Here is a 14,432-nt window from a genome sequence, read left to right on the forward strand (position 1 = left end):
TAAGGACGCAGGATGATTCAGGAACATCGTTACGACGTCGTCATCGTCGGCGCCGGCGGCGCCGGGATGCGCGCAGCCGTCGAGGCCGGACCGCGGGCACGTACCGCGGTGCTGACCAAGCTGTACCCGACCCGTAGCCACACCGGCGCGGCGCAGGGCGGCATGTGCGCCGCACTGGCCAACGTCGAAGAGGACAACTGGGAGTGGCACACCTTCGACACCGTCAAGGGCGGGGACTACCTCGCCGACCAGGACGCCGTCGAGATCATGTGCAAGGAAGCCATCGACGCGGTCTACGACCTGGAGAAGATGGGGATGCCGTTCAACCGCACCCCCGAGGGCCGTATCGACCAGCGCCGCTTCGGCGGGCACACCCGTGACCACGGCAAGGCCCCGGTGCGCCGGGCCTGCTACGCCGCCGACCGCACCGGTCACATGATCCTGCAGACCCTGTACCAAAACTGCGTCAAGCACGACGTGGAGTTCTTCAACGAGTTCTACGCCCTCGACATCGCGCTGACCGACACCCCCGGCGGCCCGGTGGCCACCGGCGTCATCGCCTACGAGCTCGCCACCGGCGACATCCACATCTTCCACGCCAAGTCGATCGTCTTCGCCACCGGCGGTTCGGGCCGGATGTACAAGACCACCTCCAACGCACACACTCTGACCGGTGACGGGCTGGGCATCATCTTCCGCAAGGGACTTCCCTTGGAAGACATGGAATTCCACCAGTTCCACCCGACAGGCCTGGCGGGGCTGGGGATCCTGATCTCCGAGGCCGTGCGCGGTGAGGGCGGCCGGCTGCTCAACGGCGAGGGCGAGCGCTTCATGGAGCGCTACGCGCCGACCATCGTCGACCTGGCCCCGCGCGACATCGTGGCCCGCTCGATGGTGCTCGAGGTGCTCGAGGGCCGCGGCGCCGGACCGAACAAGGACTACGTCTACATCGACGTGCGTCACCTCGGTGCCGACGTGCTGGAAGCCAAGCTGCCCGACATCACCGAGTTCGCCCGGACCTACCTGGGCGTGGACCCCGTCACCGAGCTGGTGCCGGTCTACCCGACATGCCACTACGTGATGGGTGGTATCCCGACCAACGTCAACGGTCAGGTCCTGCGCGACAACAACAACATCATCCCGGGCCTGTACGCCGCCGGCGAGTGTGCGTGCGTGTCCGTGCACGGCTCCAACCGGCTGGGCACCAACTCGCTACTGGACATCAACGTCTTCGGCCGCCGCGCCGGGATCGCCGCCGCGGAGTACGCGCTGAACCACAACCACGTCGACCTACCGGAGAACCCGGCCGGCATGGTGGTCGAGTGGGTCGGCGACATCCTCTCCGAGCACGGCAACGAGCGCGTCGCCGACATCCGTACGTCGCTGCAGCAGTCGATGGACAACAACGCCGCGGTGTTCCGTACCGAGGAGACGCTGAAGCAGGCGCTCACCGACATCCACGCCCTCAAGGAGCGGTACGCACGGATCACCGTGCAGGACAAGGGCAAGCGTTACAACAGTGATCTGCTGGAGGCCATCGAGCTCGGCTTCCTGCTGGAGCTGGCCGAGGTCACCGTGGTCGGCGCACTGAACCGCAAGGAATCCCGCGGCGGGCACGCCCGCGAGGACTACCCCAACCGCGACGACACCAACTACATGCGCCACACCATGGCCTACAAGGACGGGCCGGATCTGATCTCGGACATCCGGCTGGACTACAAGCCGGTGGTGCAGACCCGCTACGAGCCGATGGAACGGAAGTACTGACATGACGTCTTCGGTCATCGAAAAGCCAGAGACCGGCGGTCCGGACCTTCCTCCGGTGCCCGACGGCGCGGTCATGGTCACCCTCAAGATCGCCCGGTTCAACCCGGACAGCCCCGACGACGCCGGCTACCAGAGCTACCGGGTGCCGTGTCTGCCGTCGGATCGTCTGCTCAACCTGCTGCACTACGCGAAGTGGTACCTGGACGGCACCCTGACGTTCCGCCGGTCCTGCGCGCACGGGGTGTGCGGGTCGGACGCCATGCGCATCAACGGGGTGAACCGGCTGGCGTGCAAGGTGCTGATGCGCGACCTGCTGCCCAAGAAGGCCTCCAAGCAGCTGACCATCACGATCGAGCCGATCCGCGGGCTGCCCGTGGAAAAGGACCTCGTGGTGAACATGGAGCCGTTCTTCGACGCGTACCGCGCGGTGAAGCCGTTCCTGATCGCCAGCGGCAACGCCCCCACCAAGGAACGCATCCAGAGCGCCACCGACCGGGCCCGCTACGACGACACCACCAAGTGCATCCTGTGTGCCTGCTGCACCACCAGCTGCCCCGTCTACTGGAGCGAAGGGTCCTACTTCGGCCCGGCCGCGATCGTCAACGCGCACCGGTTCATCTTCGATTCGCGCGACGAGGGCGCCGCCGAGCGCCTGGACATCCTCAACGAGGTCGACGGTGTGTGGCGCTGCCGCACCACGTTCAACTGCACCGAGGCCTGCCCCCGTGGCATCCAGGTGACCCAGGCGATCCAAGAGGTCAAGCGCGCCCTGATGTTCGCGCGCTAGATCTTTCTTCTGCCGAACGTGAACTAGATCGCGAGATTTCGTAGATTTCTCGCGATCTTGTTCACGTTGGGCAGGGGATGCGGTGCGCCTGCCGCGTCGAGTTCTGCCCGAACCCGCTGGATGACCGTCGGCTGCCGGTACCTCAACAGGTCGGCGCCGACCCGGACAATCCGCCAGCCCAGTTCCCGATAGATCGCATCCTGTTCGATATCGAGGGTGCGCTGTCGAGGATCGGTCCAGTGCTGGAAGCCGTCGTACTGCACCCCGACCTTCCACTGCGGCCAGCCCATATCGAGCCGCCCGACGATGCACTCCTCGTCGAAGACCCTGATCTGGGTGTGCGACGGCCGCATAGCGGCCTTGGTCAGCACCAGGCGAAGCCGCGTCTCCTGCGGCGATTCGGCGCCGTACTCGGCCAGCTCCAGCACATGACGCAACTGCACCAGTCCGCGCAGTCCGCGATGGCCGGCGGCAAGCTCCTGCACATCGTCAATCTTCAGATCCGTTGCCTCCAGCAGCGCGTCGACCCGTATCACCGCTCGGATGATTCCGCGCCGGCGTCCGAGGTCGAATGCGGTCCGCGCCGGCGTAGTTGTCCGGATTCCGTCGACAGTGCAGATTTCGGTCTCGAGTAGCGAGTCACTGTGCAGCAGAATTCCCGAGGCCTTGTGTCGACTGGCTTGGTTGATCTCGGCGGGCAGTGCCGGGTCGATCCATTTCGCCCCGTGCAACGCGGCCGCTGACAGTCCGGCCACGACACCGCGCCCGCCCGACCACAGCCATGCGGCTTTCGCTTTGTCGGTCGGGGTCAGCACGGCGCCCCGCAGGACGTAGACATCGCGGTGCAGCATGTCGTAACGGGTGCTCAATTGGTGACGGGTCACCGTACCCGCGGCCAGCGCCGCGCTTCCCAACAAGAGCATGTGAACTTGGACGCAGCCCAGCGGCGTCGGGTTCCATCCGGTTCGAACGTGAAGTCGATGGCGAGATCTCGGCGAAAGCGCGCGATCTACTTCACGTTCGACGCGTCCTCGGCGGGTTCGGCGTCATTTTCAGGTTCGGGCTCGACCTCAAGCTCGGGTTCCAGGTCCTCGCCCGTCCGCCCAGCGACCTGCTCGTCGTAGTACCGGATGATGACCGCCAGCGCCGCGGCCACCGGGACCGCCAGGAAGGCCCCGATGACGCCGAAGGTCGACGCGCCCAGCGTCACGGCCAGCAGCACGATCACCGCGTGCAGCTTCATCGACTTGGACTGCAGCCAGGGCTGCAGCACGTTGCCCTCCAGCTGCTGCACGGCGACGATGATGCCCAGCACGATCAGCGCGACGATGGGGCCGTTGGCGACCAGCGCGATCAACACGGCCAGGCCGCCGGCGACGAACGCGCCGACAATCGGTACGAAGCCACCGATGAAGGTGACGATGGCCAGCGCGTAGGCCAGCGGCACCCCGAGGATCACCAGGCCGATCCCGATCAGCACGGCGTCGACGAAACTGACCAGCGCCTGGGTCCGGATGAACCCGCCGAGCGTCGACCAGATGCGTTGCAGCACCTCGGCCAGGTGCGGCGCGGAGGGATGCCCGACCGAGCGCCGCAACCACGGGATGAACTGCGGCCCGTCCTTGAGCAGAAAGAACACCACGACGATGGTCGTGAAGACCGTCACCAGTGCCGACGTCGCCGCGCCCACCCCGGTGAACACTCCCGAGGCGATCTGGGAGCTGCTCGAGTTCAGCTGGTCGTTGATCGCGGTGACCGCCGAATCGAGTTGCGCCTGACTGATGTTCAGCGGCGGACCGCCGAGCCAGTCACGCACCTGCACCACACCGGCGGTGGCCTGCTCGGCCAGTTCGGTGGACTGCTCCACGATGGCGGGAGCCACCGCGGCGATCAGGCCGCCGATCACGGCCAGCGCCACCAGCAGCATGCTCAGGGCCGCCGCGGCCGGCGGGACGCCCTTGGCCCGCATCCACCGCACGGGTGGCCACAGCACGGTGCACAGCACCACCGCCAGCGCAACGGGCAGGATGATCACCCACATCTCGCCGACGACCCAGGCGAGGATCCACAGCAGCGCCGACACCGCGACGATCTGCACGGACACCGTGGCGGCCGATCGAAGATGCGTCCCGAATACCGAGCCCCGACTGGGCAGTATGTCCTTCACGCTTCTTCTTTACCCCCCGACAGCCGATTCAGACGACTTCTGGTGTCACAATCTCGCATGCTGCCTCGTCTGATACATATGACGACGAGAATCGCTGCACTGACCCCCCACCGCGCCGGCCCGCTGACCCGGATGATGTACCGCTATGCCAAGCGGCGGTTCGGTGAAGTGCCCGAGCCGTTCGCGGTCGCGGCACACCACCCACGCCTGCTGATCGCCAACGGTGTGCACGAGGCGCTGCTGGCGGCCGGGTCGAAGAAACTACCGACCAACGTCCGCGAGCTCGCGGTGTTCTGGACCGCGCGCACCGTGGGCTGCTCATGGTGCGTGGACTTCGGTTCGATGCTGCAGCGCCTCGAAGGCTTGGACGTCGCCCGGCTCAAGCACATCGACGACTACGCGACATCGCCGTCGTTCAGTGATGACGAGCGCGCCGCGATCGCCTACGCCGACGCCATGACCACCGACCCGCACACCGTGACCGACGAGCAGGTGGCCGATCTGCGGCAGCGGTTCGGCGACGACGGTGTCATCGAACTGACCTATCAGATCGGCGTGGAGAACATGCGGGCCCGGATGTACTCGGCGCTGGGCATCACCGAACAGGGCTTCAGCTCCGGCGACGCGTGCCGGGTGCCATGGCCTGATCAGGCCTGAGCGCTATCTGCCCCGCAGCGGCGACGCGGTGAACTTGTCCGGGTTCGCGATATCCCATAGCGCACAGACCTTTCCGCCCCGGATCGTCATCGCCGAGATCCGCGGCATCAGCTCGGGATATCCGTCAACGGCGGCCGCACCGGGCGTGTAGGCACCGAGCCGGCCGTTGATCAGCGCCAGCTGATTGCCCGCGAGCCAGTTCGGCCCATACCGCTCGGCCAGCCCGAACAGGAACCGGGCCACCTTGTCCGGTCCGTGGATGACGCGCGCCGCCGTCGGGGCCCGGCGGTTGGAGTCCCCGGTGAAGGTCACCTCCGGGTGTAGCAGCCGGACGACGGCATCCAGATTCCCCTCGGCCAGCGCGGCCATCAGCAGTCCGGCCGTCTCGTCGTGGGTGTCGTCGGAGGCCACGGGTGCTGCGTGCTCCACGGCGCGCCGGGCCCGCGAGGCCAACTGACGGGCGGCAGCGGCGCTGACGTCGAGCACGTCGGCGATGTCAGCGAACGGGACCCCGAAGCCGTCGTGCAGCACGAAGGCCACCCGCTGATCCGGGGTGAGACGCTCCAGCACCACCATGGCCGCGAACCGGGCGTCCTCGTCGGCGACGACGGCGGCCAGCGGGTCGTCGCGGTCGAAGCCGGTCACCACCGGCTCGGGCAGCCACTGCCCGACGTAGGTCTCGCGGCGGCGGCTGGCCGAACGCAGCCGGTCCAGGCCCAGCCGGCTCACCACGGTGGTCAGCCAGGCACGCAGATCCACGATGTCGTCACCGGAACCGCGCCAACGCAGCCAGGCGTCCTGCACGATGTCCTCGGCGTCGGCGTAGGTCCCGGTGAGCCGGTAACCGACGGCGAGCAGGTGCGGTCGCAGCTCCTCGAATTCCTCGGCCCGGGCACTCGCGGTCATACGCCGAGTCTAGGACCGCCGCAAACATGCCCAAAGAAGCGAATCCGTCGTCGTGTTACCTCAAAGAAAACCTTTTCGTCGTATATACACGTAACAACAACGGAAACCGTATATTTCTGCGAATGGCAATCGCGGAACAGCCGGCACCCATGACCACCGACAAGGGTCTGCAAGCCGGCGCGCTCGGTCTGGTCGGCAATGTGGTGATCGGTCTCGCCGCGGTGGCTCCCGCGTACAGCCTGGCCGCCACGCTGGGGTATGTGGTCCTCAACGTCGGAGACAAGGCGCCGGCGATGTTCGTGCTGGCCTTCATCCCGATGCTGCTGGTCGCCTTCGCGTACAAGGAGTTGTCGCAGGACACCCCGGACTGCGGGACGACATTCACCTGGGGCACAAAGGCTTTCGGCCCGTGGATCGGCTGGATCGGCGGCTGGGGCCTGGCGGTGTCCGCGATCATCGTGTTGGCCAACGTCGCCGAGGTGGCGGCCATCTACCTGTTCAAATTCCTCGGTCAGGACGCGCTCGCCGATAATCTGTTCGCCAAGGTGGCGCTCGGTTCGTTCTTCATCATCTCGATGACGCTGGTGAGCGCGCGCGGCGTCGTGGTGTCAGAGCGAATGCAGAATGTCCTGATCTCGATCCAGTTCGGCGTGTTGATCATCGCCAGCATCTGGGCGTTGATACGGGTGTTCAGCGGCACCGCGGGCGCCCAGGCCGTCAGCCCGCAACTGTCCTGGCTCTGGCCGTCCGGTCTCGACGTGTCCTCCATTGCCGCCGCGATCATCCTCTGCATCTTCATCTATTGGGGCTGGGACGCCTGCCTGGCCGTCGGCGAGGAGACCAAGAATCCCGGCAAGACGCCCGGTATCGCCGCGGTCATCACCACCTTGATCCTGGTCTGCACCTACGTGTTGGTGGCCTACGCGGTGCAGTCGTTCTCCGGCTTCAGCGTCGTCGGCATCGGGCTCAACAATCCCAACAACACCGACGACGTGCTGACCGTGCTCGGCGGACCGGTGGGCGGCTCGATCCTGGCGTCGCTGCTGCTGCTCACCGTGTCGGTGTCCGCGCTGTCGTCCACCCAGACCACCATCCTGCCCACCGCCCGCGGCACCCTGTCGATGGCCGTGTACGAGGCGCTGCCCAGACGCTTCGCCAGCGTCCATCCCAAGTACATGACACCGGCCTTCGGCACCATCGTGATGGGCGCCATGGCGTTGTTCTTCTACCTCGTGTTGACGTTCCTCTCCGAGAACGCGCTGGCCGATTCGGTCGCCTCGCTGGGGCTGGCGGTGGCCTTCTACTACGGCATCACCGCGTTCGCCTGCGTCTGGTACTTCCGCAGGACGTTGTTCGCTTCGACCCGGAACCTCTTCTTCCGCGGCATCTTCCCGCTGCTGGGCGGTAGCGCGATGGCGGTGGCCTTCGGGATCAGTGCCAAGGACATGATCGCGCCGGACTACGGTTACACCGCCTTCGGGCCCATCGGCGGTGTGTTCGTCCTCGGCGTCGGCATGCTGGTGCTCGGCATTCCGCTGATGCTGGCGTGCTTCGCCTTCGGCACCAAACGCTTCTTCCGCGGCGAGACACTCAATGGCGGCACCGAAGTCAAAGTCCCCGATGTGTACTGACAAGAAAGAACAGGCAGCACAATGCATCTGACTGTCGGATATCTCGCGACACCGACCGGCGACGACGGCGTCGCACTGGCGGCCGCGCTGGCCCGCACCTTCGGGGCAGACGTGGACGTCGTGCTGGTGGTACGTGAGGAACTGCCCGACGGGCATCCGGGGCGCGCCCAGTATCAGAAGCTGCTCATCGAGCGGGGTGAGCAGTGGATCGCCAAGGCGGTGTCGACCCTGACCGGCGCCGCCGCGTCGGTCAACGCCAACGTCCTGGTGGGTGAGTCGTTCGCCGAGACATTGCTGCAGTTCGCCGAGGACCACGAATCGGACCTCATCGTGGTCGGCGGCGCGCGCGACGGCTTCTTCGGCGGGCATGTCATCGGGCCGGTGTCCAGTGCGCTTCTGCACAGTTCGACGATCCCCGTTGCACTCGCTCCGCGCGGCTACTCCGATGATGCCCCCGAGCGCATCGAAGCCATCACCGCCGCGGTGCCCAGCAGGGCCGGTGACGACAATCCCCTGCCCTTCGCCATCACCTTGGCCAGCGCGGCCAACCTCGCGATCCGGATGGTGTCCCTGGTATCGGCCGAAAACCTGGCCGAGGCCGCCGATCTCAAGGATCTGCGGCAGATGCAGATCGATGCAGCGCAGGAGAACCTGGCAGTGGCCGCCCGCGCACTCCCCGAGTCTCCCGAAATCGAATCGCTGGTCGCCGAGGGCATGACGCTGGAGTCCGCGCTCAAGAAGCTCAACTGGGACGACACCGACGTGCTGGTGGTCGGATCCAGCAGGTTCGCCGCACCCAAGCGGATCTTCCTGGGCTCCACCGCATCACGGATCCTGGCCGGCACCGATGCGCCGGTGATCGTCATCCCGCGCGCGGAGTAGCGGGCCTAGCGCTTCGTGAAGATGGTCCGGTGCCAGTCCTTTTCGGCCGCACCGGTGATATCGCTCATCACGTGCTTGATGGTCAGGTACTCCTCGAAGGAGTAGTCGCTCATGTCCTTGCCGAATCCGGATGCCCCGACACCGCCGTGTGGCATCTCGGAGATGATCGGGATGTGGTCGTTGATCCACACGCAGCCGGCGTTGATCTCACGCGACGCCCGCTGCGCGCGGTAGACATCGCGGGTCCACGCCGAGGCGGCCAGTCCGTAGACGGTGTCGTTGGCCTGGCGCAGCGCGTCGTCATCGTCGGTGAACGCGCGCACCGTGAGCACCGGACCGAACACCTCGTCGCGGTAGATCTCGGAATCCTCTGCCACATCGGCGATCAGCGTGGGCCGGTAGAACGCACCCGGCAGGTCCGGGCTGACGCCACCGGTCACGATCCGGCCACCCTGTCCGGGTGCGCGGGACACCATGGCCGCGACCTTGTCCCGGTGCGCGAACGAGATCAGCGGCCCGAGATCGGTATCCGGATCGTTCGGGTCGCCGATGACGATCTTGCCCATCACCTCGCCGACCCCGGCGACGAAATCGTCGTACAGATCCCGCGACACGATGGCCCGGGTCGCCGCCGTGCAGTCCTGCCCGGAGTTGATCAACGCACCCGCGACGGCACCCTGGATGGCCGCGTCGAGATCGGCGTCATCGAAGACCACGAAGGGCGCCTTGCCGCCGAGTTCGAGCTGGGTGCGGTGACCGTGCACGGCGGCCGCGGCCATCACCTTGCGGCCCACTCCGGTCGATCCGGTGAACGTGACGACGTCGACATCGCGGTGCCCGGCCAGCGCGGTACCGACATCGGCGCCCGAGCCGGTCACCACGTTGAGCACACCGTCGGGCAAGCCGGCCGCCGTGGACACCCTCGCCAGGGTCAGCGTGGTCAGTGGGGTGATCTCGGCCGGCTTGATGACGACGGCGCAGCCGGCGGCCAGCGCCGGGATGACTTTCCACACCGCCATCTGCAGCGGATAGTTCCACGGCGTGATGGTCGCGACGACACCGACGGCTTCGCGCCGGATGCTCGAGGTGTGATCGGCCGAGTATTCGGCGGTGGCCTTGCCTTCCAAATGTCGTGCCGCACCGGCGAAGAACGACACGTTGTCGATGCTGCCGGGCACGTCGAACTCGGTGGCCAGGCGCACCGGCTTACCGCACTGGGCCACTTCCTCGGCGATGAAGGTGGCCGCCTCTGCTTCCATCAGCTCGGCCAGCTTGAACAGCACGGCGGCCCGCTCGGCCGGCGTCACGGCGGCCCATCCGGGCTGAGCGGCGCGTGCCGCGGCCACGGCGGCGTCGACATCGGCGGGGGTTGCCAGCGCGTAGGTCGCGGCCACCGCGCCGGTCGCGGGGTTGATGATCTCGAAGGGCGCACCACTGGTTCGCGCCGCTGCTCCGTTGATCCAGCTGCCGGGGATTTGCGTTGCACTCACAGAGCTCTAGCCTACGCATTACCGCAATCTGTGGCACATCGAACGGCTGATTTCATGGAATTAGTTGCTTGTAACGACGGATTCCGTGCACAATCGTCACATGTCGAACCCGGATTCCCAGCCCGGCGCGTCCGCCGTGTCACTGCGAATCAACCACTCCCGCCCCGGCGCCGCGTTCCAGCTGGACGAGCTCTCGAAGGCCATCATCGAGAAGCTGCAGCAGGACGGTCGACGTTCCTACGCCGGGATCGGCAAGGCCGTCGGCCTGTCCGAGGCCGCGGTGCGCCAACGGGTCCAACGGATGGTCGATGCCGGTGTCATGCAGATCGTGGCGGTCACCGATCCCATGCAACTCGGTTTCGCCCGTCAAGCCATGATCGGCATCCGATGCACCGGTGACACCACCAAGGTCGCCGAGAAGCTGGCCGCACTGGAGTCCGTCGACTACGTGGTGCTCACCGCCGGAACCTTCGACGCGATCGTCGAGGTCGTCTGCGAGGACGACGGTGACCTGCTCGACCTGCTCAACACCAAGATCCGCGCCGTCCCAGGAGTGATAGCCACCGAAACGTTGGTTTACCTGAAACTAGTCAAACAGCAATACAACTGGGGCACGAGATGACAATTACCGAAGCAAGCACAAGCGCGGCAAGCGATCTGGCCGCCAAGGCCAACCGGCATCTGTGGGGACATTTCGCCCGCCACGGTGACGGCATCACCCCGCCGATCATCACCCGCGGTGAGGGCACCCGGATCTTCGACGACAAGGGCAACAGCTACATCGACGGCCTGAGCGGGCTGTTCGTGGTCCAGGTCGGGCACGGCCGTGAGGAACTCGCCGCCGCGGCCGCCAAGCAGGCCGAGCAGCTGGCGTTCTTCCCGCTGTGGTCCTATGCCACCCCATCGGCGATCGAACTGGCCGAGCGGGTGGCCAATTACGCGCCCGGCGACCTGAACCGGGTCTTCTTCACCACCGGTGGCGGCGAGGCCGTGGAGAGCGCCTGGAAGCTGGCCAAGCAGTTCTTCAAGCTGACCGGCAAGCCGGGCAAGTACAAGGTGATCTCGCGCTCCATCGCCTATCACGGCACCCCGCAGGGTGCGCTGGCGATCACCGGCATCCCGGCCTTCAAGGCACCCTTCGATCCGCCGACCCCCGGCGGCTTCCGGGTGCCCAACACCAACTTCTACCGCGCTCCCGAGCAGTTCAGCAGCGACCCCAAGGCATGGGGCCGCTACTGCGCTGACCGCATCGCCGAGGCCATCGAGTTCGAGGGCCCCGACACCGTCGCCGCGGTCTTCCTGGAGCCCGTGCAGAACGCCGGCGGCTGCTTCCCGCCGCCGCCCGGATACTTCGAGCGGGTCCGCGAGATCTGCGACGAGTACGACGTACTGCTGGTCTCCGACGAGGTGATCTGCGCCTACGGCCGGATCGGCTCGATGTTCGCCTGCGACGATTTCGGGTACGTTCCCGACATCATCACCAGCGCAAAGGGTTTGACGTCGGGCTACTCCCCTCTCGGCGCGATGATCGCCAGCGACCGGCTCTTCGAACCGTTCAACGACGGACAGACCGTGTTCGGGCACGGCTACACCTTCGGTGGGCACCCGGTGTCCTCCGCCGTCGCGCTGGCCAACCTCGACATCTTCGAACGCGAGGGCATCAACGCCCACGTCAAGGAGAACGCCCCCGCCTTCCGCGCCACCCTGGAGAAGCTCTACGACCTGCCGATCGTCGGCGACGTCCGCGGTGAAGGCTTCTTCTACGGCATCGAACTGGTCAAGGACAAGGCGACCAAGGAGACCTTCGACGACGATGAATCCGAGCGGTTGCTGCGCGGATACCTCACGCCGGCGCTGTGGGAGGCCGGGCTGTACTGCCGCGCCGACGACCGTGGCGACCCGGTGGTGCAGTTGGCTCCCCCGCTGATCAGCGGGCAGGCCGAATTCGACGCGATCTACGACATCCTGCACAACGTGCTGTCGGAGGCCTCCCGCCGGATGTGACCCGGTTCGCCACACAAACCACACAAGTCACATCAGCCACAGCGTGGCGGCCCAGAAATCTGGCGTGAATCTCCTAGTCTGCACAGACGATGGCTTCCAAAGTTTCGCTGCGCCGAGTGGCTTGTGCGGTCACGGCGACCTTGATGCTGACCGGCTCCGCGCTGGTCGGAGCGCCGCTGGCCGGCGCAGACCCGGGCCCGGATCCCTGCCCCTACAAGGTGACCACGCCGCCCGCGGTCGATGACTCGGAGGTGCCCAAGGCGGGTCCGCCGCCACAGCCGCTACCGGTGCCCGCCACCCCGCTCGGTGGCGATGCACTCGGCGGTTGCGGGCTGATCACCGCGCCCGACACCCCGCCGGTGCCCGGTGACGTGTCGGCCGAGGCGTGGCTGGTTGCCGACCTGGACACCGGCGACATCATCGCCGCCAAGGATCCGCACGGACGGCATCGCCCCGCCAGCGTGATCAAGGTGCTCACCGCGATGGCGTCGATTCAGGAACTGCCGATCAACCGTGTGGTCACCGGCAGCGAAGCCGACGAGAACGCCGAGGGCAGCAGCGTCGGCGTGAAGAACGGCGAGCGCTACACCGTCAGCGACCTGCTGCACGGCCTGCTGATGGTCTCCGGCAACGACGCCGCGCACGCGCTGGCCGCCCAGCTCGGCGGAATGGACACCGCGCTGCAGAAGATCAACAACCTGGCCCGCCGGCTCGGCGCCCGCGACACCCGTGCGGCGACGCCGTCGGGCCTGGACGGCCCGGGGATGAGCACCTCGGCCTACGACATCGGCCTGTTCTACCGGTACGCCTGGCAGAACGACACTTTCGCGAAGATCGTGGCCACCCAGAAGTATCAGTGGCCGACCTACGAGCTGGAAAACGACGTCAAGCTGCTGTCGAACTACCCGGGCGCACTCGGCGGCAAGACCGGCTATACCGACGACGCCGGGCAGACGTTCGTCGGCGCCGCCGAGCGGGACGGCCGACGGCTGGTGGCGGTCACGCTCAAGGGCACCCGGGTACCGATCGCCCCGTGGGAGCAGGCGGCCCGCCTGCTCGACTACGGCTTCGCGACGGCGCCGGGCACCAAGATCGGTTCCCTGATCGAACCCGACCCCTCGTTGAGCACTCCTGAGCCGGAGAAGACTCCTGATCCCACGGCGGTGGCCGCGACCGCACTGCCGAGTGCCGACGCGCTGCCGGTGCGGGTCGGTGTCGGATTCGTCGGCGTCCTCATCGTCTTCGCGCTCATCATGGCTGCGCGTTCGATGAACCGTCAGCGCGCCTGAGAGCCCCAGCGCCCCAACAACGCTGCCGCACCCGCACCGAGCTGGACGACGAGTTCGTCGGCGTCGACGGGACCACGCAGCTGTCCCACACCTTGGCCGGCATTGACCGGCGACCCGCGCAGCACCCGCTCCGGAATGCCGGCCGGCCAACGGTATCCGGCCGCGATGTCGTGCTCGGAGGTCAGCTCGGTCTGCGATCCGGCCAGCAGTTCGGCGCGGGCATCATCGGAAGTCAGCGCCTCGGTACACGCGGCGAACGCGGTCCCGATCCAAGCCCCGGCGGCTCCGGCCGCCAGCACTGCGGCCACCCCGCGTGGCGAGGCGATCCCACCGGCGGCCAGCACCGGAACGTCGACGGTGTCGAGCACCGCGGTCAGCAGCGGCAGGGTGCCCATCACGGGTTTGCCGTGCCCGCCGCCCTCGGCGCCGCGGGCCACCAGCACGTCCACCCCGGATTCCGCCGCACGGACGGCGTCGTCCACCGTGGCGACCTGCGTCGCGGCAACCACCCCGGCCTCATGCGCGGCCTGCACCCAGGCCGGTCCATTTCCCGTCGCTGCGCTCGCCTCGGTGTCCTCGCCGAAGCTGACGCTCAGCAGCGCCGGCCGGGCGGACAGGGCCACCTCCAGCAGGTCCGGCTGCTCGCAGAGCACCCAGTGCACCAGTCCGATACCGAACGGACCGACGCATCCACCCAGCGCGGCGAGCTCGCGGCTCAACACCTCCGGGGTCGCCGCGCTGCCCATGCCGATCATGCCCAGCCCGCCGGCCCGCGACACCGCGGCGGCCAGCCGTCCACCGGCCGCACCTCCCATCGGCGCGTTCACCACCGGGTAGGTGAGACCCATTGCG

13 protein-coding genes are annotated in these 14,432 nt (G+C 67.1%); 8 read left to right on the plus strand and 5 right to left on the minus strand.

From position 1 onward, the window contains the following. Window positions 1-12 precede the first annotated feature (12 nt). Entirely contained in the window at window positions 13-1,767 is a 1,755-nt protein-coding gene (gene sdhA / locus EXE63_RS08195) for a succinate dehydrogenase flavoprotein subunit (protein ID WP_168141530.1), read from the plus strand. Window position 1,768: 1 nt separating this feature from the next. Beyond that, on the plus strand, window positions 1,769-2,554 hold the full coding sequence (locus tag EXE63_RS08200) for a succinate dehydrogenase iron-sulfur subunit (RefSeq protein WP_168141531.1): 786 nt from the start codon (window positions 1,769-1,771) through the stop codon (window positions 2,552-2,554). A gap of 23 nt (window positions 2,555-2,577) precedes the next feature. On the opposite strand, the gene EXE63_RS08205 is transcribed toward EXE63_RS08200, so the two are convergent. Together EXE63_RS08205 and EXE63_RS08210 are read right to left on the minus strand one after the other, a co-directional pair. Continuing rightward, a complete protein-coding gene (locus tag EXE63_RS08205) occupies window positions 2,578-3,477 on the minus strand; it encodes a type IV toxin-antitoxin system AbiEi family antitoxin (protein WP_168141532.1) in 900 nt (299 codons plus the stop codon). A gap of 86 nt (window positions 3,478-3,563) precedes the next feature. After that, the gene (locus tag EXE63_RS08210; RefSeq protein WP_168141533.1) at window positions 3,564-4,721 is read right to left on the minus strand and encodes an AI-2E family transporter; all 1,158 of its coding nucleotides are present in this window, start codon (window positions 4,719-4,721) and stop codon (window positions 3,564-3,566) included. Between the two features lie 78 nt (window positions 4,722-4,799). Here EXE63_RS08210 and EXE63_RS08215 point away from each other — a divergent pair, with 78 nt between their 5' ends. Further along, window positions 4,800-5,378: a carboxymuconolactone decarboxylase family protein gene (locus EXE63_RS08215; protein ID WP_168141534.1), complete on the plus strand. Its 579-nt coding sequence runs from the start codon at window positions 4,800-4,802 to the stop codon at window positions 5,376-5,378. A gap of 3 nt (window positions 5,379-5,381) precedes the next feature. Here the strand turns inward: EXE63_RS08215 and EXE63_RS08220 are convergent, their stop codons facing one another. Further along, window positions 5,382-6,284 (minus strand): sigma-70 family RNA polymerase sigma factor, encoded by a 903-nt coding sequence (locus EXE63_RS08220; RefSeq protein ID WP_168141535.1) that lies wholly within the window; start codon window positions 6,282-6,284, stop codon window positions 5,382-5,384. A gap of 122 nt (window positions 6,285-6,406) precedes the next feature. On the opposite strand from EXE63_RS08220, the gene EXE63_RS08225 reads away from it, so the two are divergent. Beyond that, window positions 6,407-7,915, plus strand: a complete 1,509-nt coding sequence (locus EXE63_RS08225; RefSeq protein ID WP_168141536.1) for an APC family permease — start codon at window positions 6,407-6,409, stop codon at window positions 7,913-7,915. Between the two features lie 21 nt (window positions 7,916-7,936). Beyond that, on the plus strand, window positions 7,937-8,797 hold the full coding sequence (locus EXE63_RS08230) for a universal stress protein (RefSeq protein WP_168141537.1): 861 nt from the start codon (window positions 7,937-7,939) through the stop codon (window positions 8,795-8,797). Window positions 8,798-8,802: 5 nt separating this feature from the next. Here the strand turns inward: EXE63_RS08230 and EXE63_RS08235 are convergent, their stop codons facing one another. Beyond that, window positions 8,803-10,287 (minus strand): gamma-aminobutyraldehyde dehydrogenase, encoded by a 1,485-nt coding sequence (locus EXE63_RS08235; protein WP_168141538.1) that lies wholly within the window; start codon window positions 10,285-10,287, stop codon window positions 8,803-8,805. Window positions 10,288-10,387: 100 nt separating this feature from the next. On the opposite strand from EXE63_RS08235, the gene EXE63_RS08240 reads away from it, so the two are divergent. From EXE63_RS08240 to EXE63_RS08250, 3 genes are all read left to right on the plus strand, one after another. Further along, entirely contained in the window at window positions 10,388-10,909 is a 522-nt protein-coding gene (locus EXE63_RS08240) for an Lrp/AsnC family transcriptional regulator (RefSeq protein WP_057166871.1), read from the plus strand. Beyond that, the gene (locus EXE63_RS08245; protein WP_168141539.1) at window positions 10,906-12,291 is read left to right on the plus strand and encodes an aspartate aminotransferase family protein; all 1,386 of its coding nucleotides are present in this window, start codon (window positions 10,906-10,908) and stop codon (window positions 12,289-12,291) included. Before EXE63_RS08240 ends, EXE63_RS08245 begins: the two co-directional genes overlap by 4 nt. A gap of 89 nt (window positions 12,292-12,380) precedes the next feature. Continuing rightward, window positions 12,381-13,580: a D-alanyl-D-alanine carboxypeptidase family protein gene (locus EXE63_RS08250; protein WP_272955800.1), complete on the plus strand. Its 1,200-nt coding sequence runs from the start codon at window positions 12,381-12,383 to the stop codon at window positions 13,578-13,580. Here EXE63_RS08250 and EXE63_RS08255 read toward each other — a convergent pair. Beyond that, entirely contained in the window at window positions 13,568-14,428 is an 861-nt protein-coding gene (locus EXE63_RS08255; protein ID WP_168141540.1) for a nitronate monooxygenase, read from the minus strand. The two genes, EXE63_RS08250 and EXE63_RS08255, sit on opposite strands and share 13 nt — an antisense overlap. Window positions 14,429-14,432: the final 4 nt, after the last annotated feature.

The organism is Mycolicibacterium frederiksbergense (genome assembly GCF_012223425.1).
Lineage (GTDB): Bacteria > Actinomycetota > Actinomycetes > Mycobacteriales > Mycobacteriaceae > Mycobacterium > Mycobacterium frederiksbergense.